Source organism: Dehalobacter sp. TBBPA1 (assembly GCF_040931655.1).
Classification (GTDB): Bacteria; Bacillota; Desulfitobacteriia; order Desulfitobacteriales; family Syntrophobotulaceae; genus Dehalobacter; species Dehalobacter restrictus.
On sequence record NZ_CP162385.1, the window covers coordinates 1699640 to 1725353 of the forward strand.

Consider the following 25714-nt stretch of genomic DNA (forward strand, 5'->3'; position numbering starts at 1 on the left):
CGGTAATTTGAAAGGTTCCGAATAGCGCTTCATTCCGTTTCAGAATGACAGTTTTATACTCTTTCAGTATAAACCCAGCCCGACTCTTGGCCATCATCCGGCTTCGGCAGTGTTTCCTTTCTTTATTCGTCATCGACTGGCATCTCGGAATCATTACTCTTAAGCACTGCGCCTCTATCCCTAAAAATATTCAATTTGCCCAATTATTTTAGCACATCCGACAGAAAAGGACAACTTCCGATAAGAATAATTTCTATCTGATCGATTAAGCTTCCTCTTCCTCTTCTGCCGTATGCTCCAGCGGCGGGAGATCCTGAATAGATTTCAGGCCAAAGTGGATAAGGAAATCTTCGGTTGTCCCGTAAAGGATCGGCCGTCCCGGACCATCCTTCCGTCCCAAGTCTTTGACCAGCCCTCTTTCAACCAGCGTGGCAAGCGCCCGGTCGGATTGGACGCCGCGGATGAAATCAATTTCGCCGCGGGTAATCGGCTGTTTGTAAGCAATAATCGACAGGACTTCCAACGCTGCATTCGATAGTATCTGAGAAGGTTGTTTGTACAAGACTTCGATGTAACCGGCAAGTTCAGGCTTCGTTCCGAGCCGGAAACCCTGTTCCAGCTCAATAAGCACCAAACCGCTCGCGGGATCTTCATATCTGTCTTTTAGTGCCTGCAGAAATTCAGGCACATGATCGGCCGGTATCTCCAGTATCTCTGCAATTTTCGTCATGCTCAGCGGTTCCTTGGCCACAAAAAGCAAAGCTTCCAGGGCAGCAATTTCCGTATCCTGAAACAGCATCATCCCGATTCCTCATTTCGAAAGTCCCAAGCTTTTTCGGTTGGAACCAAAAATATTTCATTGGCCTCCTTGCTTTGCTCCGCCCTGACCTTTCCTTCTTTGAGCAGCTCAAGCAAAGCGATAAAGGCTACCACAATTTCTACCCTCGATCCGTATCTTAGAAGCTGACTGAACTTCAGCCCTTTGGGATGTAGGATCATTCTGCGCATGATGTCGCTCGTCATCATCTCCACAGGGATTTCTTCGACCTGCACATACTGGATATCCTCACCTTTTTCAACCCGCTCCAGAACAGCTTGGAACGCCTTGAACAAATCCTCCATGACAATGCCCTGCAAAGGGTTCGGCGGCGGGATTCTGGAAAGGATCTCTTCAAGATCGATTTCCCGGAAATACCTGCTGCCCAGTGTTTCGTCCCTCGAACTCAAAAACGAGGCAATGTTTTTAAAAGCCCTGTAGGTGACAAGCCTTTCCACAAGGTCTTGTTTCATCTCTTCTTCCAGCAGCAGTTCCTCTTCGGTCTTTTGCGGTTTTGGCAGCAGCTGCCGTGATTTCAGATACAACAGATGGGCCGCCAGCACCAGAAATTCCGAAGTCACTTCCATATCCAGCGCTTCTAATCTGCGGACAGTAGCGATGAATTGATCGGCAATGAGCGCGATCGGAATATCATAAATATCAACTTTATGCTCCTGGATCAGATGAAGGAGTAAATCCAAAGGGCCTTGAAAATTTGGGATTTCAACATAGGGGGCACGTTTTAGAGCATCATCCATCAGATCCCCAGCGCTGACCGGACTTCCGCCATGGTTGCTGCAGCGGTAATCCTGGCTTTCTCGGCGCCCTCCTGCAGTACTTTTTCAACCTTGCCGTCTTCATCCCAGAATAATCTTCTTTCCCGATAGGGGGCAAGCACTTTATCGATGTTTTCAGCCAGATACTTCTTACAGGCGACGCAGCCGATTTTGCCGGCGCAGCATTCTTCTTCGACCCGCTTTACATCCGGCGTATAAATATGATGAAACTTGGAAACCACACAGACTTCCGGATGTCCCGGGTCGTCCTTGCGGAGGCGCTCGGGATCCGTGATCATCTGTTTGACCCTGATATTGATTTCTTCCGTTGAGGCTGTAAGCGAGATTGCGTTGTTATAGCTTTTGCTCATTTTTCGGCCGTCGACACCCGGCAGCAGCGGCACTTTGCCGATAAGGGCCTGCGGTTCGGGAAAAACGTTCCCATACAGGTAATTAAAACGGCGTCCGACTTCCCTGCAAAGTTCGATATGCGGGATTTGGTCTTCTCCTACCGGGACGGCTTTGGCCTTGTAGACGAGAATATCCGCCGCCTGCAGTAAAGGATAACCTAGAAAACCATACGTATGCAGGTCTTTGCCTTCATTTCCGAGCTGCTGGAGCTGATCCTTATACGTCGGCACTCTTTCCAGCCACGAAATCGGCGTAAACATGGAAAACAAAAGGTGAAGTTCCGCATGTTCTTTGACCTGGGATTGAATGAACACGGCGCTCTTTTCAGGATCTATTCCGACACTCAGCCAGTCCAGAGCCATTTCTCTGATTAAAGCCTTAAGGTCAAGCTTATCTTCATAACCAGTGGTCAGCGCATGCCAGTCGACAATGCCAAAATAGCATTCATATTCATCCTGGAGCGCAGCCCAGTTCTGCAGAACGCTTAAATGTCCTATGTGCAGCGAACCTGTCGGCCGCATACCGCTAAAAATTCTGTTTCTCAAAGTCATTTCTCCCTTCAGAATTTTACAATTCATAAAGATCTATTTTATATTGGTTTATTATCTATGCAATCAGCTCTATCATTTTTTTCGAGCAGGATTTCGAGATACCTTTTTTCTTCATCCGGAGTCCGGATTTTTCCTTCGAGCCAGGCCAGCCGGATTTGTTTCAGGATGCTGCCAATTTCCGGTCCTTCCCTGACGCCTGATTGCCGCAGATCTTTTCCGGTTGTTTTCATCTGGATTCCCTCGCGCAGCAAACGGTATTTTTTCAGAGAGTCCGTATAGGCATCATCACTGCCAAGAATATTAAACAACAATAACGGAACTCCTGCAAGTAATTCATCAAGGTTTTTCAGATCGGTAAGATCTTCCAGTTTCAAGGCTTGCTTCAGCCGCAGGTATTCAAGCGTAATCCTTTTGAGAGATTTAGGTAAGGTCAGTCTGTCCAAAACAGCGGAAATCTCATTACTGTCCAGATTTTTCAGGCTGATGAGCCATCGTTCGGTCAATGACCTTTGCTCACCGACGGACTCCGCCTCCTCAAAATTCCAGGCATAATCTGCTTTAAACCAGGCTTTGAAAATACCGTTCCGTATTAATTCGCGGCCCATGCGCTGAAACTTGGCTTCCTTATAGATCAGGATCAGTTCTTCCGTAAAGCGTTCCGCACTGATTTTGGCAAAAACGGCCTCTTTTAAGGCGATTGGTATCGCATCCGCCGTCACCTTGGCAAGCTTGAACTCATACCGAACTGCAAACTTTATCGCTCTGAGCATCCGGGTAGGATCGTCAATAAAGCTGAGGTTATGCAAGAAACGAATTTCCTTTTGCTGCAGGTCACGAAAACCGCCATAATAATCAATGATATCGCCAAAGCTGTCTTCGTTCAAACATAAAGCCATGGCATTAATGGTGAAATCTCTCCGGAGCAAATCCTCTCTGAGGGTTGACTCCTCCACAACCGGCAAAGCTCCGGGAAAATCATAATCCTCCCGGCGGGTTGAAGCAATGTCCAAATGTGTGCCGTTGCAGAAAATCAGACTGGCTGTGCCAAAGGACGCATGCAAGACCAATTTGTCGCAAGTCAGTTTTTTACTCAGAATCCTGCCCAGCTCAATCCCGTTGCCTTCGACAACAATATCCAGATCATTGTTCGGCATATTCATTAGTAAATCCCTGACAAAACCGCCAACCAGATAGACCTGGTTCCCCATTTCCGAAGCGGCTTCCCGAATTACCGCCAGATCATCCTGAATGTACTGGGGAAGCCCTGCAATATGCCGCAGGATTTCTTCCCGTCTGGCTATGCTTCTGTCTCTGGCAAGCTCATTTAAGGTTGGTACGACGCTGCCATAAATGAGCCGCATCACATCGGATCTCGACACAATGCCGGTAAGGATCTCGTTTTCCACCACCGGGATTCTGCCGATATCATGTAAAACCATCAGCTTCTGGACTTCTTCCCAACTTAAATCCGGCTGGACCGTGATCACGTCCCGGGTCATAAACCCCTTCACCGGAGCGTGCTGCAGCCCGTGTTTCAAGGCCTTGTCCACGTCCCTGCGCGAGATAATCCCGACAAGTTTTTCATCCTGGACAACAGGCAGACCGGTATGCCCGTACTTTAGAAGCATCTTGCCTACCTCTTCGATCGAGGTATCCGGGAAAACCGTTTTAACAGGATAACTCATGATGTCGCGTATCGTCGTTGGTTTCTCTGCCCTCAGCTTGATCTCTTCTCGTAACAGCCTGATGATGCTGTCTATATTGCCATTTTTGATTACGGCTGAAGCGGCTTTTTCATGGCCTCCGCCGCCAAAAGCCTGAACAATTTCATTGAGTGGCAGGCTGCTGCCTCCTCTTGCTCTGCCGACAAGATAGACCCGGTCTTCCATCTTCACGACGAGGAAAAAGATCTCCGCATTCTCAAATTCACCGATCCGGTGAGCAAGCAAAGCCAGCCCTGAAAAATACTCCCTGCTTTCGGCATAAGAGATAAAAACCGGCATTTCATCATATTTTTCGATCACGCCGTTATCCAGTAACTGCTGGAATAAGTCCTTTTGCTCCGAGGTAAGCGGTCTCTGCAGATACTCCGCCATAACGGCAAGCTCAGCCCCTTCTTCCACAAGATAGGCGGCTGCCAGCAGATCCCTCGGTGTTGTGTTTGCAAAAAGCAGGCTTCCGGTGTCATCATAAATTCCCAGAGCCATTAACGTCGCATCGAAACTGGTCAGGTTTATGCCTCTTTGCTGAATCTGTTCGACCAGAATCGTCGTACAGGCTCCGACCATTTCAATAATCTGGTTCTGACCATCCGGTTCGACGACAGGATGATGGTCAATGATCTCAATTGGGATGGTCCGAAGCCTGTCCATAAGCTTTTTATTGCCGATGGACCGTTCGATTTCCTGTGTATCCACGAGAATGATCTTTTCTACCTTGTCCACGTCAATATCTTTGAAGCGGTAGTAGGGCAATTGTTCTTTGGCCAGCGATAAAAATTCCTGTACATAAGAACTGTATTTGCCGTCGATTACCAATACGGCTTCCGGACATAGCTTTTGGGCTGCGGCCATCGCTGCAAGCGCATCAAAATCAAGAAATTGATGTGATAGGATAATGATCATCGCTGATTCTCCATCCATGCCCTTTTCGCCGATAAATCCAGAACGTCTTTACTGCTCAGCATCCTTATTTATCTCACCCATTGCCGCGTCAATTTCATTCTGCGTCATACCTTCTTTTTTCAGCCGATGATCAATCGCATCGACCCAGAACCCGCATTTGGCAGCCATTTTTTTGAAAGCTTTCCCGTTCACTTTACTTCTCTGGGCACGAGATTCGGCATTGCCCTGAACGATACTGCAGATATACCTGGCTTGGAAACAGGCAGCCTGGTCCATCTCGCTATATGTTTTGTTCAGCTGTTCAATCACACCGGTATAATACGTCTTGAATTCTTCAAATGCAATCTCCGTCTCCATTTGAAGGTATTCCTTCAATTTGGCCATTTTTTCGTCCATTGTACCCTCCTGTATCTCCTCTTCAGATAGAAATGATCTTTTTGATCTTGATTTTAATCCCTATCTATCTTAATTCCTATCCTATTATATAAGAAAATAAAGAATTTGGAAAATAAAAATATATTGAACCTGTTAGCCGGATACTTGTTGATTAATTTGCCAGGAGTGCCATAATGTATTAGGAAAAAGTTTACTGTCGAAGCCGTACCCTATGTATACCGATGCAGAAAAGACGAAGGAAAAAGACGAAGGAGGCCTTTCAGCAATGGAATTCACACCTGCCATGACACTGTCTGTCATTATCTTTGCAGCTGCCTATCTGCTCATCGTTACTGAAAAGATCGACAGAGTGATCATCGCGCTCGGCGGCGGCGTTCTGATGGCGCTTACGGGGCTATTAGACCATGAAAATCCTTACGAAGCCATCGACTTTAATACACTTGCCCTGCTGATCAGCATGATGGTGATCGTTATGATCACCCAGCGCACCGGTGTGTTCGAATTTCTGGCCATTAAAGTTGTCAAGCTGGCCAAAGGAGAACCCTGGAAAGTGTTGGTGTACCTTTCCTTCATTACAGCGATTGCTTCAGCCTTTCTGGACAATGTAACCACAATTCTGTTGATTCTCCCGATCACGCTGGATGTAACAAAAGACCTTAAGATAAAGCCCATCCCGTTCGTCATCAGCCAGATCTTTGCTTCGAATATCGGCGGCACGGCGACCCTGATCGGCGATCCGCCAAATATCATGATCGGGACGAAAACAGGCTTAAGCTTTATGGATTTTGTTATTAATGTTGCGCCAATCATTGTTCCTATCCTGTTCGTCACCATTGGAGCATTTCTGCTGGTCTATAAAAAATATCTCCATACAAAAGAAGAGAATAAAAAAAAGGTCCTGCTGCTCAACGAATATGAAGCAATCAAGGATAAAAAGCTCCTTACTAAATGCCTAATCGTACTGGGCCTGACCATCCTGGGCTTTATCCTGCATAGCGTTTTAAATTATCCGTCTTCGGTCGTAGCCATGACCGGGGCAGTCCTTCTCTTACTGATTTCCGGAGTCAACCCGGAGAGAGTATTTAAAGAAGTCGAGTGGAAAACGATCTTCTTCTTTGCCGGTCTTTTTATGCTGGTGGGCGGTCTGGAACGGGCCGGAGTTTTGGAAGTGCTTGCGAAAAGTATTGTTCAACAAACCAACGGTGATATGTTTTTACTCGGAATGGCCGTTCTCTGGGTTTCCGCGATCGCTTCGGCCTTTGTTGACAACATCCCGTTTACCGCGACCATGATCCCGCTGATTCAGGAAGTCGGCGTGCTGACCGGAATGGACATTACACCGTTATGGTGGGCGCTCTCACTGGGGGCCTGTCTGGGCGGAAACGGCACCATTATCGGGGCAAGCGCCAATGTCGTGGCTTCCGGTATGGCCGAGGAAGCGGGATACAAAATAACCTTCGGCCAGTACTTTAAAGTCTGCTTCCCCATAATGCTGATCACCGTCGCCATCAGTACGGTTTACCTTGTTCTGCGCTATTTGATTTAGTTTAATACAAGATGCCTCTCAACAATTATTACCCTGTATCCCTGCTTTTTTAAAATTGAATATCTAGATATGCTTCCTGACTCCGGAAATTCTTGCAGACAATTGATTGCTGTATCAATCGACTATCTTTTCCCTATTAATGGGGGATGCAGCTTTCTTAGCGATTAGTTGAGAAACTACAACACAGATCACTATCAAAAGAAACGGTACCGTTGCGAATACGATAAAGTTCGTTATCAAAGACGCCTCTTGGGCTATCAATATCCCTCCAGTCATCGGTGCGAAAGATCCGCCGAAACGCCCCACAGCATTAGCCCATCCTAATCCGGTCCCACGGAAGGCAAGTGGATAGCTGACTGATATGAATGTAAAGATCAATCCCAATAACCCATACATACCAGCTCCAAGGACAAACAGAACAATTGATACCAGAATTGTATCTAGTTTCAGCATCAAGAGCAGAACAACAAGGGCAGGAACCGCTGCATATAAGGATAGTGTATTTTTAAGTCCAATTTTATTGGCTAACGGACCCGATAGAAGGATACCAGGTATTGACCCGAGGATGAAAGTGAAAAAGAACGTGAGACTGGATCCTAAGTTATATCCTGCACCCATCATCATTTTAGGCAGCCATGTTACTAAGCCGTAAATGATAAACATACATAGTGCCATGATTAACCAATATAAAATAGTATTCACAGCCATGCCATTTCTAAATAGACTTAGGAATGATCCTTTGTCGGAAGGACGGATTTCTGTTTCGTATTGCTCGTCTATGCTAGGGGTGTATTCTGGGGCAACTAATTTTAAGATCTTTTGAATTTTTTCTCTTTTATCGTCTTTTATCAATTTTTGCATAGATTCAGGTAAGTAAAAAATACAAAAAACAATCAAAATCAGGGGAATAAAACCAATCAGAAACATTGGTCTCCACCCAAACGATGGCAAAATAGCCATACCTGCCAAAGTGCTCAACATTCTTCCAAGCGGCATTCCCAGAGTCGTCGTGTTAATCAATTGAATACGATTTTTTAAAGGACTATATTCAGCAAGCATAGCAAAGGTAACTGGGGCAATTCCGGCAGCACCCATTCCTGTTAAAACTTGGTATAAAGAAAACTGCCATACTGTTGTTGCAGTTCCCATCAGACCTGTGAACATCGCGTAAAAGCCAATAGCTAACATGAATACTTTTTTATTACCTATTTTATCAGCTAACATTCCAAATATTATTCCGCCGGCAATCATTCCATATAGTGTATAACTACCAATTAGGCCAAAAACTGTTGGCTCAATACCAGTATCTTGAATCAGCGAAGGAAGGGAAGTACTGTAAACCCCCTGAGCGTATCCATCAAATAATAGACCCAAGAAAGCTAATACCGCCACGATAACAAAAAATCTATTCATTTTGCTTTGGTCGATGGTTTTTGGAACATTTACAGTACTCAATTAACTTATCTCCTTTTTATTGATCCTAATCTTTAAATTGCGTTCTTAAAAGTAAAACCTCGCAAAAACATACAACATCACCGTAACCGCTTAATTTCTGACTATTTCTTCTCTATCAAAATCAAAACGCAGCTCTCAACATGCCTTGAATATAAAAATTTTTATACACTTCATGCGTATCAAGATCCTTGGCAGCAAACTTGCTCAGCACCTCAGTTATACGGTTATTCTTCCCACAGGCTGGATCATGTAGTCTTTTAAAAAGAGCTTTGAACCGTCATCGGCACCACCTTCACCATCACCATTCCGACGCCGAAACCGGACTTGACCGGCAAGCAAGATATCAAGATCATTGATACCACAATCAATGATCTGTATGAGAGGACAAGCTAAACCAGGGTAACGTTACCTCAGCCAAATTAAAACCGGCGGCCGCAAGGCCGTCTTTATTTATGTATTTATTTACTTCCTTCAATAACTGAAGCGTTTGAAAGCGCTTTCAAATTCTTCGATTTCAGAAATTTTACCGCATGGAAGATTCACATCGCAAGGCTTGACAACATATCATACGAAATAAGAGTACAACCAGTAGGAGGATCATTAACCATGGATGCCAATAATATAAACGATATAAACGATATAATCGAAAGGACGCCGGACATTATCGCCGCTGAAATAACCATGATCAAAGAACAGGCCAAAAAATACATGTTAGTCAGCGCCATTGAAATAGGACGACGCCTTTTGGAGGCCAAAGAAAAGATCCCTTATGGTAAATATGGTTTATGGCTGGAGAACGCCGTGCAGTATACCGAGCGCACAGCCTATCATCTTATGCGCATAGCGGAAGAATACGGTCCTGAGCTGCACGGCATCAGCGCGAAAACAGAGCCGTTTGCCAAGATGGGTTATACCCAGGCAATCATTCTCCTGGGGCTTCCGGCGGAGGAACGCGCGGAGTTCATTACCCAATTTGATCTTGAGAATATGTCCGTCCGCGAGCTGCAGCAGGCGGTCAATGACAGGAAACAGGCCCTCGTTGAGAAAGAGGCGCTGCAGAAAGAGAGTGGTGCCCAAAAGAGCGCCATCTCCCAATTATCCAATGAGCTTGGCCAGGCGAAAAAAGAAGCCACGGATAACCTGCAAGCCGTATGGGCCGAGCAGGGAAATGTTTTGAAGCTGCAGCGGAAGCTTGACGTACTTGAAAATGAAAATGCAGCAGCCAAGCGCATCGCCGAGATAGAACTTGAAAGCAAGATCTTAAAGCTCAACCTGTCCATGACCCAGGCAGACGCCCGCTTCGATCTGATAGCCAAAGGATTCGACGATCTGTTTATCGCCATCAAAGAAATGGCCGCAGCGGACCCGAATGCTTTCAAGTTTTATTTAATTCAGACCAACCAGTTTATATTAAAAGCATCGGCGAAATTAAAGCGAATTGAGAGAGCTGTTCTCGCCGCTCCCAAAGTTCCGGCAACTCCTGAAGCTCCCACCCCATGAGCGCTCTTAAAAAAGCTGTCGGTGGGTGGAACTTTGTCCCACGATTGGCATCTGATTTTAACCCAAATCTTACTCAATAATTCAAAAAAGACGCTGTTTGAATCTGGCATTTCCTTGACGGCAGGCCATATTAAGTAATGTCCAAATAAGATAAAACTGCGCACATATTTGCGCTAAGAAGACACCCGCACAGTTTTAAAGAGATTCTCACCTGAGACTCAGGTTGAAATAGCCCAGATTAAGGAAATTGGCAAACAAAAAAATGCCTGAAAGTATCAACCAATCAGACATTTTTTCTTTCAGTCCAGTTCTAGTTTTTTCTGCTGAAATTCGTTTTTGAGGCTTTCGTATAGTTTCTGCAGAAACGGTCCCTGCTCAGCAAAAGCTCTGTGGCATATAATGACTCAATCAGCTGCACATTACTCGGATTGACAACCGCCGAATCCATTCCGGCTTCCAGGGCCAGTGTCAAAAAGGTCCTGTTGATCAAGGCGCGTTCGGGTAGCCCGAAAGAAACATTGCTGAGCCCTCCGGTGATATGGGCTTCCGGGTAGGTGGCCCTGATTGTCCGGATACATTCAAACACCGTCTTGGCTGCCGTCTGGTCTGTGGCTACAGCCATAATCAGCGGATCAATAAAAATCTTCTCATCCGGAATCGCCATTTCTCGTGTTGCCTTAAATATCTTTTCCAGAACGACCATTCTCTCTGCCACGGTCTTAGGCATATCGGATTTGGACTCATCCATAGCCAGTGCGATGACCGGGCAGTTTCTTTCTTTAATTAGTGGAAGGAAGCTTTCCAACCTCTTACTGTCGCCATTGATGGAATTGATCATGGGCGTTGCGCGGACAACCCCCATGGCGGCTTTAATGGCTGACGCTGTTGAACTGTCAATGCAGATGGGGACGTCAACCACCGCCTGAACCGTCTCGATCAACCAGAGTAAATCCTCGGTCTCCCGATTGGGGTCGGTCCCGGCATTAACGTCGAGATAATCTGCCCCTGCTTCCGCCTGGGATATGGCAATCCTCTGAATATATTCGGCATCCCTCTCTAATACTGCTTTTTTGATTGCGCTTCTTGTACCATTGATTGATTCACCGATAAATATCATGCGAATATACTCCCTATATAATCATTAGAATTCATCGCTTTATTAAAATTCTGCTGCCGCCTTAAACATTGCTACCATATTTTCGAACTTAGCATTGGCCGGGGCATCACATCCTGGAGTCACAAAAACCCCCTTAGTGCCGATATCATCCAGAAGTCTCTTCACATAGTCGCTGACTTGTTCCGGAGTGCCTGTAGCCAGCAGCTGGGCCGGTACGTCTCCCATAAACGCTATATGATCCCCTAATTTCTTCTTGGCGTTTCTTAAATCGGTCATGCCATCGGTATTTAGGATGCACTTTTTGGCCGGCACTTCCAGAAATCTCTCAATATCCCGATCCCAATTCTGATCGAGATGGAAAATCGGGGTTAGCCCATTATCAACCAAGGTTATTGCTGCATCATATATATAGGGCCATACTAATTTTTCCCATATTTTTGTTGACACTAAGGCACTGGCTCCACGCCACCCGCCTACCCAAGTGCCAACTCCCTGAGCCGCCTTGCCAATCCCGACTGCAGAATTTACAATATCAGGCTGCATAGCGTCCAAAGCTGCTTTTACTTTGTCCGGCATTTTATAGCAGTCCATATAGAACTGTCCCATAGTGCGGGCGCCACAAAGCATTTCAAAGGGCGGACTGATCATGGAAGCGGTAATGACCGGATAACCGGCATTAATATATTTCCCGGCATCTTTGGCTCCATTTTCCTGATTATACCGGATAAATTCCTGAAATTCCGCCATATCAGCCACTTGAGGAAATATTTTTTCAAACAGCCCATTGTAGCCCTTTTCAATAACCAGATCATAATCTGCGTCCTGCATTACCTTTTTTTCTTCGACTTGCCAGAGGGAATTCTCCGGAAGATCCCTGCCCGGTACCTTTATTTTAGAAAACCATGCTGTGGCCAGCGCTATGTTGGGCTTTAGCATGTATCCACTGTTCAGGCAGTCAACAGGTGCGGTGGCATTAATCTCATTGATATAGTCAATGAATATGTCCAGCCCCTTTTCCTGATCGTTTATGTACTCCGCCATGGTTATCCCCATGTGTGCCGGAGGAGTTGCCGTTCCTATATAACAAGAGGTTACTGAATCATTTTCAAAGACAATGGTTTTCTTGGCTTTTTCCAGGCGTTCAAGATATAACGGATTCATATCAGATCAACTCCTTACATACTCTTACAGCATCCTGGGCATCTTTGCCGAATGCATCCGCTCCTGTAAATTCCACAACTCCCTGGTCAACCGGTCCGCCGCCGATCATGATCTTCACTTTATCCCTTAGCCCCGCAGCTTCCACTGCCGCCACCGTAGCTTTGACTGAGTCGTATGCGGTGGTCAGGAGGCAGGAAAGCCCAAGTACCTTGGCGCCGCTGTCCTGCAAAGCCTGGACAAAAGCCTCTGGCGTTACATCAACGCCCACATCCACAACATCAAAGTTTCCGGCCTTAAGCATGGCAACCACCAGATCCTTGCCGATATTATGAATATCCCCCTGAACTGTGCCGATGACAACTTTTTCCGCATTGGAGCTTCCTAACACTTTGAGAAAAGGAGTAACAATTTCATTGACGCTCATAAAAATTGCCCCTGCCATCATCAGGTCGGAAACAAAGTATTCCCCCTTCTGAAACCGTTTGCCGATCTCCACCATACCTTCCTGGCATGCCCCGAAAATTTCTACCGGGTCAATGCCTGCGTCAAGTTGTCTTCGTACCTCAAGTATAACCTTTTCGTCTTCCAGGTCTGCAGTCATCTGGATCAATACATTGCTCACGTCAAATTTCCCCCTTTGTCCTTTAAATATTATTAAATTTTATCTATAACCACTCAGTGGTTATGATTATGGTTGGGGTCCTCGTGGTGATGTGCATGATGCCCATGATGGTCATGAGCAGCTTTTTCAAGATTGAATGTGCTTTCAAGCAGAAACTCTTTTTTTATTTTCTTGGAAACTCGCCTTAAGACTTGAACTGCGTCTTCCTCCGCAACTCCATAGACCAACGAATTCAGGATTAGAGGAATGCTGTGATAAGATGATTCCCCTACGGATACAACCTCTGCAGGTATGTCGCACTTAAACTTGCTGAATTTTATGTACTCTTTTTTATTAAGGATGGAAATTGCTTTAATATGCCCTATATACACCTTTGGCCTCTGGCACAGTTCACTGGAGTATTGCGAAAAATAATAGTTGACAATATCCGCCCACCGTTTGACGGATGCTTTATCCTGAAGGATCAGTCTGATGCTGAATGTAACCGGATGAAAATGATCTTGATGCATTTACTCACCTCTTTACGATCAGGTTCGCAATATACCCAGACAATTCCCCCGACAAGGATTGACTTGCATCAATCAGGAAGTTTGGTGAATGTGGTCCATGGGTCAAGGCCAATTCCCGGCATTTTTCAATGGACTCCCCGTCTGCCAGGTCTATTTTATTAATCAGTACACAATCCGCTAGCTCAAGACTGGAAATCAGGAGTGGCGTTAATATCTCCAAAAACATCTCAATCCGGGTGGGATCCAAAATAAAGAAGTTTGCTATTCTCTCTTTCTCGATGCCTAAACTGATCAGGGAATTGTAAACGGTTTCCGGATTGGCTGCTCCACTGGGCTCAATGATAATTACATCCGGATGATAATTCTTTTCCAGCTCCTGAATCGTATGTTCCAGGCTGACGGATAACGTGCAGCAGATACACCCGCCGAAGATTTCCCAGACGTTATATCCCAGCTGCTTCATATATTGGTTATCGATGCCGATTTCCCCGGCTTCATTGACGATAAGAGCCGCTTTGATATTTCTTTGCGCTAAAGATTCCACCAGCTTTACGATAAATGTCGTCTTTCCTGAACCCAAAAAACCGGACACAAATACGATTCTGGTAAACATCTTCAGTTCTCCTTTTTAAAATTTTAATATGTACCTGTACGTACTAGTTAATTTAATATTATACCCTGTTATTGAGAATGTCAATCGGCCAGATGATAATTTTCTGTTAATTCAAAATATTTTTTTACTTGCATCTTCCTCCGGAGTTTTCGCCGTAAGCATAAAATACTCCTTACGAATATAAAACAAGCTGTAAGTCAGCGGAGAATGGTCATCCTTTTTCATGATCCTCTCGCTGATTTCAAATACATCCTCGCCCGGGGCAATACTCAGTCTCATGCAGATGTCTTCACCGGCCTTTACCACTTTGATAACCAGCTCTTTAGTTAAGCCAAAGGTTTCTTCCCCAAAAGCCAGCTTCTTATCCAAGTTATATGCATAATTGGCAAAGTTAATTCTGTCCTCAACCACTGGAGTATTGGGTATGTATTGGGTATTGACAACTTCGAGAGCCACCGGCTGATCATCGCTGTAGACTAATCGTTCGACTCTCACCACCCGTCCGTTCTCCTGCAGCAAAAGGTTATCCATTACATCATCCGAAGCGGTATTCACTGTAACCGATAACAGTTTGATCCGGTCAACTTTGGACAGCAGATTATCGTAACGGTTAAAACGGAATTGATAAACATCGGTATCTGGTTTTTTGACAAAATTGCCTTTACCCGGAACGGAATAAATATAGCCCTGATTGGATAATAACGATAAGCTTTTTCGTAAGGTCATTCTGCTTACGCCGTATTCTTTCATCATTTCCGATTCCGACTTCAGCATATCCCTAGGAGAAAGATGCCCGGAAACTATTGCTTTCTTGATTTCTTCAACGACTGCCAAATATAAAATATCAGCCAACGATCATTCATCCTTCCTGTGAAAAAGCTAACTGTTTTTCCCGACCCATTCCTGGCATATTTTAAGCCCTTTATACGCATCGTTGACAATTTCGTCCGCCAGGTTAATGTTGGAATATTTTTTACTGATCGCAGTCCCGCCTATGATTATTTTCAGGTTATCTCTTAACCCTGCATCTTTGATGACATCAATCGTCTTAAAAATATAATTGATTGAGGTGGTCATGGTGCAACTTAAGCCCAGAATATCCGGGTTATATTTCCGTATGCCTTCCACAAATTTTTGAGGAGGAACATCCACCCCCAAGTTGATTACTTCAATGCCCCCGGAAGCCAATAACTCCGTCATAATATCTTTGCCGATATCATGAATATCATCGCAAACCGTACCAATTAAGATCCGTCCCTTGTTTTGAGGACTATTGGCACTGGAAGAATCCTTCATTTCTTCCAGTGCCAGGACTTCTTTGACGAGCATACCGGAAACGATCAGATCCCCGATGAAATACTCTCCTCTTTCATACTTTCTCCCGACTTCTGTAAGGCCTAAGAATATCTGATTTCGGATTTCCTTGGGCTCGATCTTCTGAGACAGCATTCTCTCTACCTCTTCTTTTGCGCTGTTAATATCGAGCATCTTTACATATTCACTCACTTTATAATCCAAAGTATCCCCTCCTTACGTACCTGTACTTACTTACATTATAAATAAACACTAAAGGTATTTCAATTATGCAAACCGTCAAAAAATATCACTATTAGCAATCGCTTCAACCCGCTCAGGTATTGCTACCGATAATAAACTTGTCACTTGTTCTATATATAAAGTAACAGGAGTTATGAGTTGATGGAAATAAGTAACGGTTCATAATCCAAGAAAAAAGTTAAAAAACATCATCCGCCTTTTAGAGCAAAGACAGACAAGCCCTGATAATTATTTAGGGCTTCGTACCTCATTATTTTTCGTCTAGTTCCCGGTTAATTCTCTCCTCTATCTCCTGATCGGTTAGATCATACGCGTCCATCAATTCCCTGGCCCTTTGTCTCTGTTCATAGTAGTAGGCGCGTTTTCTCCGCCTGAGTTCTGAGATATCACTGCCCCTATCATCGGTCCTGTCAACGTTCCGTCGGCCTCTGATCGCTTTAAAGAAAAAATACGAAAGCGACGCTGTGACGACCAGCATCAAAAGCGCCGTAAGCGGACTTCCAAAACCAAAACCTATGATCATGATTAACCTCTCCCCATAAATTACCATGATTGTATCACAATGGCAATTTATTTCGTATAATACCTTAGCATGGTCAACGCTATATCTTCTTTCTTTATCATATCATATTTTTGTTGAGTTTTAATGCCTCCAAATCAGGTATCCGGTACGAATTAATTGAGGGAGATCAACATGAGCAATATGTTGTTTACCAACCATATGTCTTTGGCCCCAGCTGCAAACGATCCGCGTTATTTTTCTATGGCCAGAGGGAATTACGCTAATCCCCGGACAGTTTCATACCCGTATTCCCGCACAGGACAGACAGGACAGCGAAGGGACGTACTTCCGGCGGCATTTTTACCTGGTACCGTCCTACCGGCTGCAAATCTGCCTGGTACACTCCTGCCGGGACCGGTTCTGCGAAGTCCTGTTCCCCCCTCTTCTATCCTTTCAGGTTCTTATCAAAACGGCTATCTGATGCCTGCCGCCCCGCAGGTGGCTGTCTCTGCAAATAATCTGAATAAGATCCTAATCGCCATTTTACTTCTTGTTTCCCTGGACTTGGTGTTTGTCCGGCCGGGCCGCTCTTTGCCATCCATGGCATCGCGGCACTAGGCCATCCGTAGCCGTCGCCGCTCTTTGCCATCCATGGCATCGCGGCACTAGGCTATCCGTGGCTGTCGCCGTTCCTTGTCTTCTGTGACCATCCGTCTAGGGATTTGTTCTTTCTTTAGGCTGTTTTTCCTTCGTTTGTTTATCCTTAGGCTGCCTGATTCGGTCCTTCGGTTTGAAGATACTCGGTCTAAGGTTGTTAATCGGGACCGGATTACGTATCAGGATTGTGGACAGCGCCTTGATATCCATTGGAATCAATGGCCAGAGATACGGTACACCAAAAGAATTGGTCCGCAGCAGAACAAATAGAACAAGCAAAACACCTGCTCCAAATCCCCAGAAATTAAACAGCCCGGCAGCCAGGACAAGGAATAGGCGGACAAGCCTGTTAGCCTGAGCCAGTTCATAACTTGGTGTCGCAAATGTCCCGACTGCCGCAATAGCGGTATACATTACAACCTCCGGTGTAAACAGCCCGACCTGTATAGCCACATCACCCATCATGAACACCGCGATTAAACCCAGGGCTGTAGCCAGAGGCGACGGGGTATGAATTGCCGCCATTCGCAGCATATCGATTGACAATTCTCCCATTAGCACCTGAAACACCAAAGGAATTCTAGCCGGTTTTTGCACTCCAATAAACTGAAGTCCTTCGGGAAGCAGCTGAGGATTTAAAGCTGCAGCGAGCCAAAGCGGCGTAAGAAACACGGACAGAAATATCGCGATAAACCTGACCCACCGCAAATACATACCCACGACCGGCTCTTGGCGGTATTCTTCCGCATGCTGGACATGATGCCAGAACGTACAAGGTGCGATAATAATACTCGGAGAAGTGTCGACCATCACAATAACATTGCCTTCAAGCAGATGTATTGCTGCTACATCAGGCCTTTCCGTATACCTGACTCTTGGAAACGGGTTCCAGAATTTACTGCCGAGGATGAACTCTTCAACCGTTTTTTCCGCCATGGGTATACCGTCAATTTTTATATTTTTGATTTCTTTTTCAATATACTCCACCATTTTGGGATTCGTTATATCTTCAATATAAGCAATGCAAACATCCGTCTTGGAACGGCTGCCTGCTTTCACGAGCTTCATCCGCAGGCCCGGATCACGCAGCCGACGGCGGATCAATATTGTATTAAAAACCAGTGTCTCCGTGAACCCATCGCGTGAACCCCTTGTTACCCGCTCAATATCCGGTTCCTGTGGCATGCGGCCCGGATAAGTCCTGAGATCTACAATGATAGCCTGCGTTCTTCCCTCAATCAGTATCGCCATTGTTCCGGATAACAGAAAGTAGATGACTTCATCCATGGCTTCGACTTCCGAAACCTGCAGGTCAACTATTTTAGACTTTACAAGCTTGTCTACCGCATTCACGGCGAGTTCCACACGTTCAATCTTCGAAAGCACTTCCAGAATCATATTGCTGGCAGGTCTGCTGATCATTCCATTGACGGAATAGATTGCAATCTTTTTGCCGCCGATGTTCATTTCCCGAAGTACAATGTCAAAGCTTTCAGGTACGCCGAGTTTTTGATTCAAATAACTGACGTTTTCCTGATAGTTTTTGGAAATGCTCATTGTCGTTTCTGCTGTTGAGCTCATATCATCAACCTTTCGGATTAAATATAATTGCTGTCAGATAGCCGAACAATACCGCAACAGCAATTCCTGTTGCACCGGCCTGAACACCGCCGGCCAGAACCCCAAGTATGCCGCCGCTTTGTGCTCCTTCCATCGCACCTTTGACCAGCGTATATCCAAAACCGGAAAGCGGCACGGTTGCACCGGCACCTCCGATTCTAACCAGAGGTTCATAAAGCCCTAGTCCGCCAAGAATAACTCCGCCGGTCACGTACCCGACCAGCACATGTGCCGGCGTGATTTTGGCTTTCGTCAGGTCCATCAGCAGCTGTCCGGCGACGCACAGAAGTCCGCCAACCAGAAAAGCAGGTAGAATGTTATTCAGCATCAAAAGACCTCCCTTAACTCATTTCAATCGACACGGCATGACCAATTGCCGGCATGGATTCACCCTGTTGGGATGATACAGAACTATGAAGGCTTCCGCTTCCGACAAATAAGATTTTTTGCAGTTCTCGGCTTTTCAATTTATTCAGGAGATGCCCTGTCAGCACGACCGCGGAACAGCCGCACCCGCTCCCACCGGCATGCGTATCCTGTTCGCTGCTGTAAATCATCACGCCGCAATCCGAGAAGTTATTGGACAGCTGCAGGCCGCTTCGTTTCAAAACCTCAAGTAAGAGTTGAAGCCCGACCGTCCCGAGATCTCCGGTAATGATCAAATCATAATAATCCGGCTGACGGTTAAGGTCCTGAAGATGATTCAGGATGGTGTCGGCAACAGCAGGCGCCATGGCCGCACCCATATTATTGGTATCGGTTTCACCGTAGTCTAAGACCGTGCCAATCGTTGCACTTGTGATTTTGGGTCCTTCTCCTTGAGCAGCCAGAAGGATGCTGCCTGCTCCTGTTACCGTCCACTGGGCATACATTGCTCTCTGGTTGCCCTGCTCATTTGGAAAACGGTATTGTCTCTCTGCTGTCTCATGATGACTGGATGCACTGCAAAGTACTTTAGACGCGAACCCGCCGTCGATCAGCATTGCACCGAGGGCCGTGGAAAGCGCCATCGTCGAGCAAGCGCCATAGAGGCCGATAAACGGAAGACCGATTTTTCTGGCAGCATAGTTCGACGAAATAATCTGGTTCAGCAGATCCCCTGCCAGGTTATAATCCACGGAATCCAGCGGAACATTTGCCTTGGCCGCAGCTCTCGTCATGGAAGTTTCCAGCATTTTTATTTCCGTTTTTTCCCAGGTCTTTTCCTGCCCATAACTGTCTTTTAAGACCATGTCAAAAGTATCTTTTAGCGGACCCTGTCCTTCCTTGGGTCCGACAACGTTATACCCAGCCAGAATAACCGGCGGCTGCTTAAAAACAACCGTCTGATTGCCTGCTCTTTTGGAATGCAACATGATTTCCTTCTTTCTCCGTGATTATCTGATCAATAAATAGATCAAGCCAACAATGATTGAACTTGTAATTCCATAAACCAAAACTGGGCCGGCAATCGTAAAAAGCTTCCCGCCTACACCAAACACATAGCCTTCTCTCTTATATTCAAGTGCCGGTGAAACCATCGAGTTTGAAAAACCGGTCACGGGAATGATCCCTCCGGCTCCTCCGTATTTTACAATCGTGTCATAAACACCGAGACCGGTCAAAATAGCCCCTATCATTATCAGCGTTGCTGTTCCGGCTGTCTGAGCAGCCGTTTTAGCCAGCCCGAGGTAATTCATGTAAAAATTGACAATCATCTGGCCGAAACTGCAGATGATTCCGCCGACAACAAATGCCGACAGCGCATTTTTCAAAACCGTTGGTTTTGGCGAAAGCTTTTCTGTTAATTGTTTATATTCCTCCTGGGTCACCGCAACGGATGGAGGACGGAGCTTTGATTCCGACAATGATTTTCACCCCTTTTTTTGATTAATAATTCCCGATTTTTCGCTAAGAAATTCAGGTATTGTCAATTGTTTTATTTGTTTATCGACTTTATACCAGAATCAGTCAATAATTTCAGGACCAAGCACGAAGGAAATATTTGGGTGATGTCGAAGATAGATTTAACGACTTGTAATATAGGAGCGTGGCATCAATGAATAAAAGAATTGAACGACAAACCCTGCATTTATATCTTGAAGGCGAACTAGATATGAAGAATGCCAGTGAGCTAAAAAGCGTGATTGATCTGGATATAGAGAAAAAAGGAGTCAGGACGGTGATCTTGCATCTGGATGATCTCCGTTTCATAGACAGTTCCGGTCTAGGGGTTATTTTGGGACGATATAAAAAACTGCTTCCTCTCGAAGGAAAACTTAAAATTGCCAATGCTCCGCCGCATATTTACCGGATCATGGAACTGTCGGGGCTTCCCAAAATTATAGAATTTTTACCAAAAGAACCTGCCGTATAAATGAATTTAGAGTTGAAAGGAGAATAATCAATGGAAGTCAATAAAATAATCCTGACATTCTCGAGTCTGCCGCAGAATGTAACAATCGCCCGCATGCTGGCCTCTTCGCTCGGAGCCCAAATGGATTTGGCCTTAAGCGAGCTTGAAGAACTGAAGGTCGCTGTCTCTGAAGCAGTTTCCAACGCAATTATCCATGGTTACAGCAATGCACCTGATCAGTTTGTCACGTTAGAGCTGGAGGCAGATGAAACGAAAATTTCCATACAAGTAACCGATAACGGCTGCGGTATCCCCGATGTGAATCAGGCCATGCAAGCTTCTTATTCTACGGACCCTGACAGAATGGGACTTGGTTTTATCTTTATGCAGTCCTTCATGGATGAACTGCGGGTTGAGTCTGAAGTTAACAAAGGAACCAAAGTATTGATGGTGAAATACTTAAGCCACAACCGTCCGTCCTCTCATTAAGAGGGGGTGTGAAGATGATTCAACGACTTTCAGATATGAACCTGCCCCGTTTTCCCCTGCTCTCCGACCAAGAATTGATGGAGCTTTTACACAAAGCCCAAAATGGCGACATCGATGCCCGGGAGCGTTTGGTCAATTGTAATTTGAAGCTCATTTTTAATATGATCCAGCGTTTTTCCCACAGGGGATATGATCTGGAGGATCTCTTTCAGATTGGCACCATTGGCCTCATCAAAGCCATCGATAAATTTGATTTCTCGTACGGTGTTAAATTTTCCACGTACGCCGTACCGATGATCATTGGAGAAATCCGAAGATTTTTGAGAGATGACCATCCTATTAAAGTTCCACGTTCTTATAAAGAGCTGGTTTACAAAATCAACCGTTCCCGGGAAAAGCTTTCCTCGGAATTAAATAGAGAACCCACGCTGAACGAAATTGCCGAAGATATCGGCACACCGAGTGAAGATATCATACTCGCCATCGAAGCAGTGCAAAGCCCGTCGTCGATTCATGATACGCTTTATCAGGACGATTCTGATCCTATTTATGTTATTGATCAACTTCCGCAGGAGAAGGATGCCGATCCGGGATGGTTTGAAAAAATTGCCCTGCAGGAAGTTCTCGATAAACTGCCCGGAAGGGAGAAAGAGGTTCTGTATCAGCGATTCTTTGAGGACAGAACGCAAAATGAAATTGCTAAAGTCATGAACCTCTCCCAAGTCCAGATTTCCAGGATCGAACGCGCGGCCTTACTCCATTTAAAGCAGATTTTGAACGACAGTCCTTATGAGTAGATCGCTTTGTAAATCCCGTTAACAACAAAGATAAAGTGGCTTTGCTCGGATTAGTCAACGTTATGTTGGAATCGAGCTACTAGTTGGCATAGATCGGCGGGATCATGCTGTAGGACTGCCGGACCGTACGCTTGAACATCTCCAGCAGTCCTGCTTTTCCAACTTCTTCTCCAGCTACAAGCTTTATGCTGTCTGCTTCTTTCTGACCGCAATAAATGATCATCTCTCCGAGCTGCTGTCCCTTGGCAATTGGTGCGGATACCGGGTTTGCAAAATACCTGGTTTCAATCCGGCATTCTTTCTCCTTCCCTTTTTCAATACACAAGCCGACAGCTTCCTGACTGACAAGGTCAACTGTTTGCAGCTTCCCTTTATGAACAATGACTTCTCCCTGTTTGGAACCGGCAGGGGCAAATTCTTTATAAACATAATTGGCAAAACCATAATTGTACATCTTCATAGACTCCTGAAAATGGCCTCTGACCTGCGGGACTCCCATGACAACACAGATCAGTCTCAGGCCATCTCTTTTTACAGTTGAGGCCAAGCAGTATTTTGCTTCCTGCGTCCAGCCGGTCTTAAATCCATCGGTTCCCTCATACCACCATAAAAGTTTATTGGTGTTCCACAATTTAAAATCACCGTTGCGCAGTTCATATTCCTTCATGGATGTCAGCTGTGATACCAGCTGGTATTTGAGTGCTTCCCTGCCTAAAATCGCCAGATCATAGGCACTCGTGTAATGCCCCTCAGCCGGCAGTCCGTATGCGTTGGCAAAATGGGTATTCTTAAGTCCTAATTCCTTGGCCTTTCTGTTCATCGAATCCACGAATTCCTCATGGGTTCCGAAGATATGTTCCGCAACAGCCACGCAGGCATCATTTGCCGACCCTACTGCGATCGAGATCAAAAGTTCTTTCAGGGTGAACTTCTCTCCTGGTTCAAGATATATTTGCGATCCGCCGAGAGAAGAGGCATTCTCACTCGCCGTCACCGTGTCGGTCAGTTTGACTTTGCCCTCTTCAACAGCTTCTGCTGCCAGCAGCATTGTCATCAGCTTCGTAACGCTTGCCGGAGGCAGTTCCTTGTGAGCATTCTTTTCATAAAGAATTTTGCCCGTTGCCGCATCCATAAGAATGGCACTTTCAGCGGATGTCTCAATATTTGCGGCCTTTACCGGCACCGCAATCCATCCGAGCAAACATGCCGCGGCCAGAACCACTGTCAGCATCCGTAAACAAAATTTAGGCATACTAAAACCTCCCAAGCTAAATTGTGTTTGTTGTTTTAGTATGCCCTTATAAAATTAAATCATGTTATGTTTCCAATATTCTTCAGATTGGATTAACTCCTCTGATACTTTCCCGGTACTTTATTAACCTTCCAGCCGTGCCAATAACAAGGATTCAGATACGCAAATGGTCTTGGATAGATTTTATGTTTCAAAACGCAACCGCGAACCACTTCGATTTCATTCTCCACACACGCTGCGTCAAGTTCAGGCGTCCAATTCTGTTCCTGAAACCAGATTGCTTTGGCCCCGCATTCCACTGTTTTCCTGACAATGTCCTGAATCAGCTCCGCCCTAAGGCACGGAACCACAACATCAACTCTACCCTGAAGTGCGCTTAAATCCGGATAAACCTTGCTCCCTTCAAATGTTTTTAGATCCGGAGCAACCAGATAGACCCTGCAGCCAAAGTACTTAAGACAATGGGCTGCTTTCCAGGCATGCTTATGCTTCAGAAAACGGTCAGAACTGGCATAGACAGCATACCGCATGCTTGTATCCAGACTGCCGGAAAACGCATAGATCGTCTTGGCTTCTTTCATCGGTTTCACTCCAGTCAGCGTCAGTATTGGGTTAGACCCCCGCATGAGCGTAATATTTACAAATGATTGATCAACAGGTATGTAAAGAACCGTTAAATAGCTGTTATTTAAGAATAGTCTATGAGATGAGCATCTAAAAATTGCCTGAAGACACAAAAAGACCTGAACCTTTTGCAGTTCAAGTCTTTATTTCGTTTAAGTCTTGTTTCGTTTAAGTCATATTAGTTTTTCAGGTGATATTGAAATTCTCAGAACGTGATCTCCACCGGGTATGCCGTAAAGAACTTTCGGGTTCTTAAGCAATTGTGCAAAGACATTTTTTTGATTATTGGTTGGTCATTTTACCGGATCACTGTCGAAACCGTTGGCTTAAGCAGCGGCTTTTCTTCGCCAATTGTAATCGCCTCTACAGCCTTTGCCAATCCAAGCGAACTTTTTTCGGCAGAAGAAGTATACAGCATGCATAATGGCTCACCGGCTTGCACTGCGTCACCGGCCTTTTTCAACAGATAAACGCCTGCTCCAAAGTCGATCTCACTGTCTTTGTTTTCCCGGCCGGCTCCAAGAACCATGGCCAGAAGTCCAATCTTCCGGGCATCAATATGCTGAATATAACCTGCTCTTTCGGCTTTATAAACGATTTTCTCTGAAGCCAAGGGCAGGTTTTTGGCATGCAGCACGGCCGTATCGCCTCCCTGGGCTTGAACAAACGCCAAAAACTTCTCCCAGGCTCTGCCGCTCTGCAGTGTATCTTTCAGGATCTCGCCAGCTTCCGTGATTGTAGCAGCTTTCTTCCCGAGCACAAGCATCCAGCTTGCCAGCTCCAGACACACTTCCATTAAATCATCAGGTCCCTTGCCCTGCAGACACTCAATCGCCTCAAGAACTTCAATGCCATTGCCGACGGTCCTCCCGAGCGGCTGATCCATACTGCTCAGTACCGCCACCATATCTCTGCCCAAATTTTTACCGATCCCGACCATGATTTTCGCCAGTGTTTCAGCTTCTTCCAAAGTCGCCATAAAGGCACCTGCGCCGTATTTTACATCCAGCACAACTCCCTGGGCACCCGCAGCAATTTTTTTGCTCATGATCGAAGAAGCGATCATCGGAATCGAGTCGATGGTTGCCGTAACATCCCGTAAGGCATAGAGTTTTTTATCTGCTGGAACCATCCTTCCGGTCTGAGCGATAACCGCTAAGCCGATCCTGCCGACCTGTTGCAGGAATTCCTGCCCTCCTAACTCGACCCGGAATCCGGGAATAGCAGAGAGTTTGTCGATGGTTCCCCCGGTGTGTCCGAGTCCTCTACCGGACATCTTGGCAACCGGGACGCCGCAGGCCGCCACCAGCGGGGCAATAACCAGCGTCGTCTTGTCCCCGACACCTCCGGAACTATGCTTATCGACAAATACTTTCCCCGGAAGGGACAGTTCAAGCTGATCTCCGCTCTCCGCCATCGCCATGGTCAGCTCCGATGTCTCCTGAACGGTCATTCCCTTAAAATAGACCGCCATCGCCCAGGCCGAGACCTGATAGTCCGGGATTTTTCCTTGAACATAGCCCTGAACGATAAACCTGATCTCCTCCCGCGTAAGCGGATAGCCGTTTTTCTTCTTTTCAATCAGCTCAACCATTCTCATCGTATTCATGCCGCCTTATAACTATTTATTTGGGGCTGGTCTGTGTGTCACAGCACCGCTCTTCGGCTATTGCGCCCTCCGTGGCGCAAAAAGCCGCGCTCCGCATCGTGCTCCGCTTCTCGCGGAGTTGTGACACCCAGACTGATTACAAGTCTAAGTCTATTGTGCATGTCATGATGTAAG

The 25714-nt window shown here is 45.8% G+C and carries 28 protein-coding genes and 1 riboswitch; of the genes, 6 read left to right on the forward strand and 22 right to left on the reverse strand.

The features are described from left to right. Positions 1–14 precede the first annotated feature (14 nt). Positions 15–185: riboswitch (Lysine riboswitch) on the reverse strand. 80 nt (positions 186–265) lie between these two features. From scpB to AB3489_RS08350, 5 genes are read right to left on the reverse strand one after another with little or no spacing between them, the layout of a single operon-like run. Then, the gene (scpB, locus tag AB3489_RS08330) at positions 266–799 is read right to left on the reverse strand and encodes an SMC-Scp complex subunit ScpB (RefSeq protein WP_368294610.1); all 534 of its coding nucleotides are present in this window, start codon (positions 797–799) and stop codon (positions 266–268) included. Next, positions 799–1575: a ScpA family protein gene (locus AB3489_RS08335; RefSeq protein ID WP_019225541.1), complete on the reverse strand. Its 777-nt coding sequence runs from the start codon at positions 1573–1575 to the stop codon at positions 799–801. The genes scpB and AB3489_RS08335 overlap by 1 nt, the downstream gene beginning before the upstream one ends. After that, positions 1575–2549: a tryptophan--tRNA ligase gene (gene trpS / locus AB3489_RS08340; RefSeq protein WP_025205544.1), complete on the reverse strand. Its 975-nt coding sequence runs from the start codon at positions 2547–2549 to the stop codon at positions 1575–1577. The genes AB3489_RS08335 and trpS overlap by 1 nt, the downstream gene beginning before the upstream one ends. 44 nt (positions 2550–2593) lie before the next feature. Continuing rightward, positions 2594–5197, reverse strand: a complete 2604-nt coding sequence (locus AB3489_RS08345; RefSeq protein ID WP_368292545.1) for a CBS domain-containing protein — start codon at positions 5195–5197, stop codon at positions 2594–2596. Between the two features lie 30 nt (positions 5198–5227). Then, on the reverse strand, positions 5228–5575 hold the full coding sequence (locus AB3489_RS08350) for a hypothetical protein (RefSeq protein ID WP_025205540.1): 348 nt from the start codon (positions 5573–5575) through the stop codon (positions 5228–5230). A 211-nt stretch (positions 5576–5786) separates the two neighbouring features. Between AB3489_RS08350 and AB3489_RS08355 the strand changes: the two genes are divergently transcribed. Then, positions 5787–7121, forward strand: a complete 1335-nt coding sequence (locus AB3489_RS08355; protein WP_282432042.1) for an ArsB/NhaD family transporter — start codon at positions 5787–5789, stop codon at positions 7119–7121. A gap of 114 nt (positions 7122–7235) precedes the next feature. On the opposite strand, the gene AB3489_RS08360 is transcribed toward AB3489_RS08355, so the two are convergent. Continuing rightward, positions 7236–8576 carry an MFS transporter gene (locus tag AB3489_RS08360; protein ID WP_368292546.1) on the reverse strand — a complete coding sequence of 447 codons (1341 nt, stop codon included), beginning with the start codon at positions 8574–8576 and terminating at the stop codon, positions 7236–7238. Between the two features lie 606 nt (positions 8577–9182). Here AB3489_RS08360 and AB3489_RS08365 point away from each other — a divergent pair. Then, positions 9183–10076, forward strand: coding sequence for a DUF3102 domain-containing protein (locus AB3489_RS08365; protein ID WP_368292547.1), 894 nt, complete (start codon positions 9183–9185; stop codon positions 10074–10076). Between the two features lie 310 nt (positions 10077–10386). Here the strand turns inward: AB3489_RS08365 and AB3489_RS08370 are convergent, their stop codons facing one another. The 8 genes from AB3489_RS08370 to AB3489_RS08405 form a co-directional block, all read right to left on the reverse strand. Further along, positions 10387–11193, reverse strand: coding sequence for a methyltetrahydrofolate--corrinoid methyltransferase (locus AB3489_RS08370; protein WP_019225548.1), 807 nt, complete (start codon positions 11191–11193; stop codon positions 10387–10389). A gap of 42 nt (positions 11194–11235) precedes the next feature. Beyond that, complete coding sequence (locus AB3489_RS08375; protein ID WP_019225549.1) at positions 11236–12354, reverse strand: uroporphyrinogen decarboxylase family protein; 1119 nt, start codon at positions 12352–12354, stop codon at positions 11236–11238. Position 12355: 1 nt separating this feature from the next. Continuing rightward, complete coding sequence (locus tag AB3489_RS08380) at positions 12356–12976, reverse strand: cobalamin-dependent protein (protein WP_019225550.1); 621 nt, start codon at positions 12974–12976, stop codon at positions 12356–12358. Positions 12977–13029: 53 nt separating this feature from the next. Then, entirely contained in the window at positions 13030–13485 is a 456-nt protein-coding gene (locus tag AB3489_RS08385; protein ID WP_019225551.1) for a hypothetical protein, read from the reverse strand. A gap of 4 nt (positions 13486–13489) precedes the next feature. After that, positions 13490–14098, reverse strand: coding sequence for a GTP-binding protein (locus AB3489_RS08390; RefSeq protein WP_019225552.1), 609 nt, complete (start codon positions 14096–14098; stop codon positions 13490–13492). A 111-nt stretch (positions 14099–14209) separates the two neighbouring features. Further along, the gene (locus AB3489_RS08395; RefSeq protein WP_019225553.1) at positions 14210–14950 is read right to left on the reverse strand and encodes a GntR family transcriptional regulator; all 741 of its coding nucleotides are present in this window, start codon (positions 14948–14950) and stop codon (positions 14210–14212) included. A gap of 27 nt (positions 14951–14977) precedes the next feature. Next, on the reverse strand, positions 14978–15616 hold the full coding sequence (locus tag AB3489_RS08400) for a B12-binding domain-containing protein (RefSeq protein WP_019225554.1): 639 nt from the start codon (positions 15614–15616) through the stop codon (positions 14978–14980). A 289-nt stretch (positions 15617–15905) separates the two neighbouring features. Further along, positions 15906–16178: a hypothetical protein gene (locus tag AB3489_RS08405; RefSeq protein ID WP_019225555.1), complete on the reverse strand. Its 273-nt coding sequence runs from the start codon at positions 16176–16178 to the stop codon at positions 15906–15908. A gap of 171 nt (positions 16179–16349) precedes the next feature. Here AB3489_RS08405 and AB3489_RS08410 point away from each other — a divergent pair, with 171 nt between their 5' ends. Next, a complete protein-coding gene (locus AB3489_RS08410; RefSeq protein ID WP_019225556.1) occupies positions 16350–16775 on the forward strand; it encodes a hypothetical protein in 426 nt (141 codons plus the stop codon). 96 nt (positions 16776–16871) lie between these two features. Here the strand turns inward: AB3489_RS08410 and AB3489_RS08415 are convergent, their stop codons facing one another. From AB3489_RS08415 to spoVAC, 4 genes are read right to left on the reverse strand one after another with little or no spacing between them, the layout of a single operon-like run. Then, positions 16872–18395 carry a spore germination protein gene (locus AB3489_RS08415; RefSeq protein WP_019225557.1) on the reverse strand — a complete coding sequence of 508 codons (1524 nt, stop codon included), beginning with the start codon at positions 18393–18395 and terminating at the stop codon, positions 16872–16874. 4 nt (positions 18396–18399) lie between these two features. After that, positions 18400–18762: a stage V sporulation protein AE gene (gene spoVAE / locus AB3489_RS08420; protein ID WP_019225558.1), complete on the reverse strand. Its 363-nt coding sequence runs from the start codon at positions 18760–18762 to the stop codon at positions 18400–18402. A gap of 13 nt (positions 18763–18775) precedes the next feature. Further along, a complete protein-coding gene (spoVAD, locus tag AB3489_RS08425) occupies positions 18776–19786 on the reverse strand; it encodes a stage V sporulation protein AD (protein WP_026071852.1) in 1011 nt (336 codons plus the stop codon). A 24-nt stretch (positions 19787–19810) separates the two neighbouring features. Further along, positions 19811–20281, reverse strand: a complete 471-nt coding sequence (gene spoVAC, locus AB3489_RS08430; protein WP_019225560.1) for a stage V sporulation protein AC — start codon at positions 20279–20281, stop codon at positions 19811–19813. 191 nt (positions 20282–20472) lie between these two features. Between spoVAC and AB3489_RS08435 the strand changes: the two genes are divergently transcribed. From AB3489_RS08435 to sigF, 3 genes are read left to right on the forward strand one after another with little or no spacing between them, the layout of a single operon-like run. After that, on the forward strand, positions 20473–20790 hold the full coding sequence (locus AB3489_RS08435; protein WP_019225561.1) for an anti-sigma factor antagonist: 318 nt from the start codon (positions 20473–20475) through the stop codon (positions 20788–20790). Positions 20791–20820: 30 nt separating this feature from the next. After that, positions 20821–21258, forward strand: a complete 438-nt coding sequence (gene spoIIAB, locus AB3489_RS08440; protein WP_015042555.1) for an anti-sigma F factor — start codon at positions 20821–20823, stop codon at positions 21256–21258. Positions 21259–21272: 14 nt separating this feature from the next. After that, positions 21273–22055, forward strand: a complete 783-nt coding sequence (gene sigF, locus AB3489_RS08445; RefSeq protein WP_019225562.1) for an RNA polymerase sporulation sigma factor SigF — start codon at positions 21273–21275, stop codon at positions 22053–22055. A 79-nt stretch (positions 22056–22134) separates the two neighbouring features. On the opposite strand, the gene AB3489_RS08450 is transcribed toward sigF, so the two are convergent. The 4 genes from AB3489_RS08450 to AB3489_RS08465 all read right to left on the reverse strand — a co-directional run bounded on the left by AB3489_RS08450 (position 22135) and on the right by AB3489_RS08465 (position 25701). Then, a complete protein-coding gene (locus AB3489_RS08450) occupies positions 22135–23307 on the reverse strand; it encodes a D-alanyl-D-alanine carboxypeptidase family protein (RefSeq protein WP_019225563.1) in 1173 nt (390 codons plus the stop codon). Between the two features lie 92 nt (positions 23308–23399). Beyond that, positions 23400–23888: a CoA-binding protein gene (locus AB3489_RS08455; RefSeq protein ID WP_019225564.1), complete on the reverse strand. Its 489-nt coding sequence runs from the start codon at positions 23886–23888 to the stop codon at positions 23400–23402. Positions 23889–24229: 341 nt separating this feature from the next. Continuing rightward, complete coding sequence (locus tag AB3489_RS08460) at positions 24230–25531, reverse strand: pyrimidine-nucleoside phosphorylase (protein ID WP_368292548.1); 1302 nt, start codon at positions 25529–25531, stop codon at positions 24230–24232. Between the two features lie 47 nt (positions 25532–25578). Next, the gene (locus AB3489_RS08465) at positions 25579–25701 is read right to left on the reverse strand and encodes a hypothetical protein (protein WP_368292549.1); all 123 of its coding nucleotides are present in this window, start codon (positions 25699–25701) and stop codon (positions 25579–25581) included. Positions 25702–25714 lie beyond the last annotated feature (13 nt).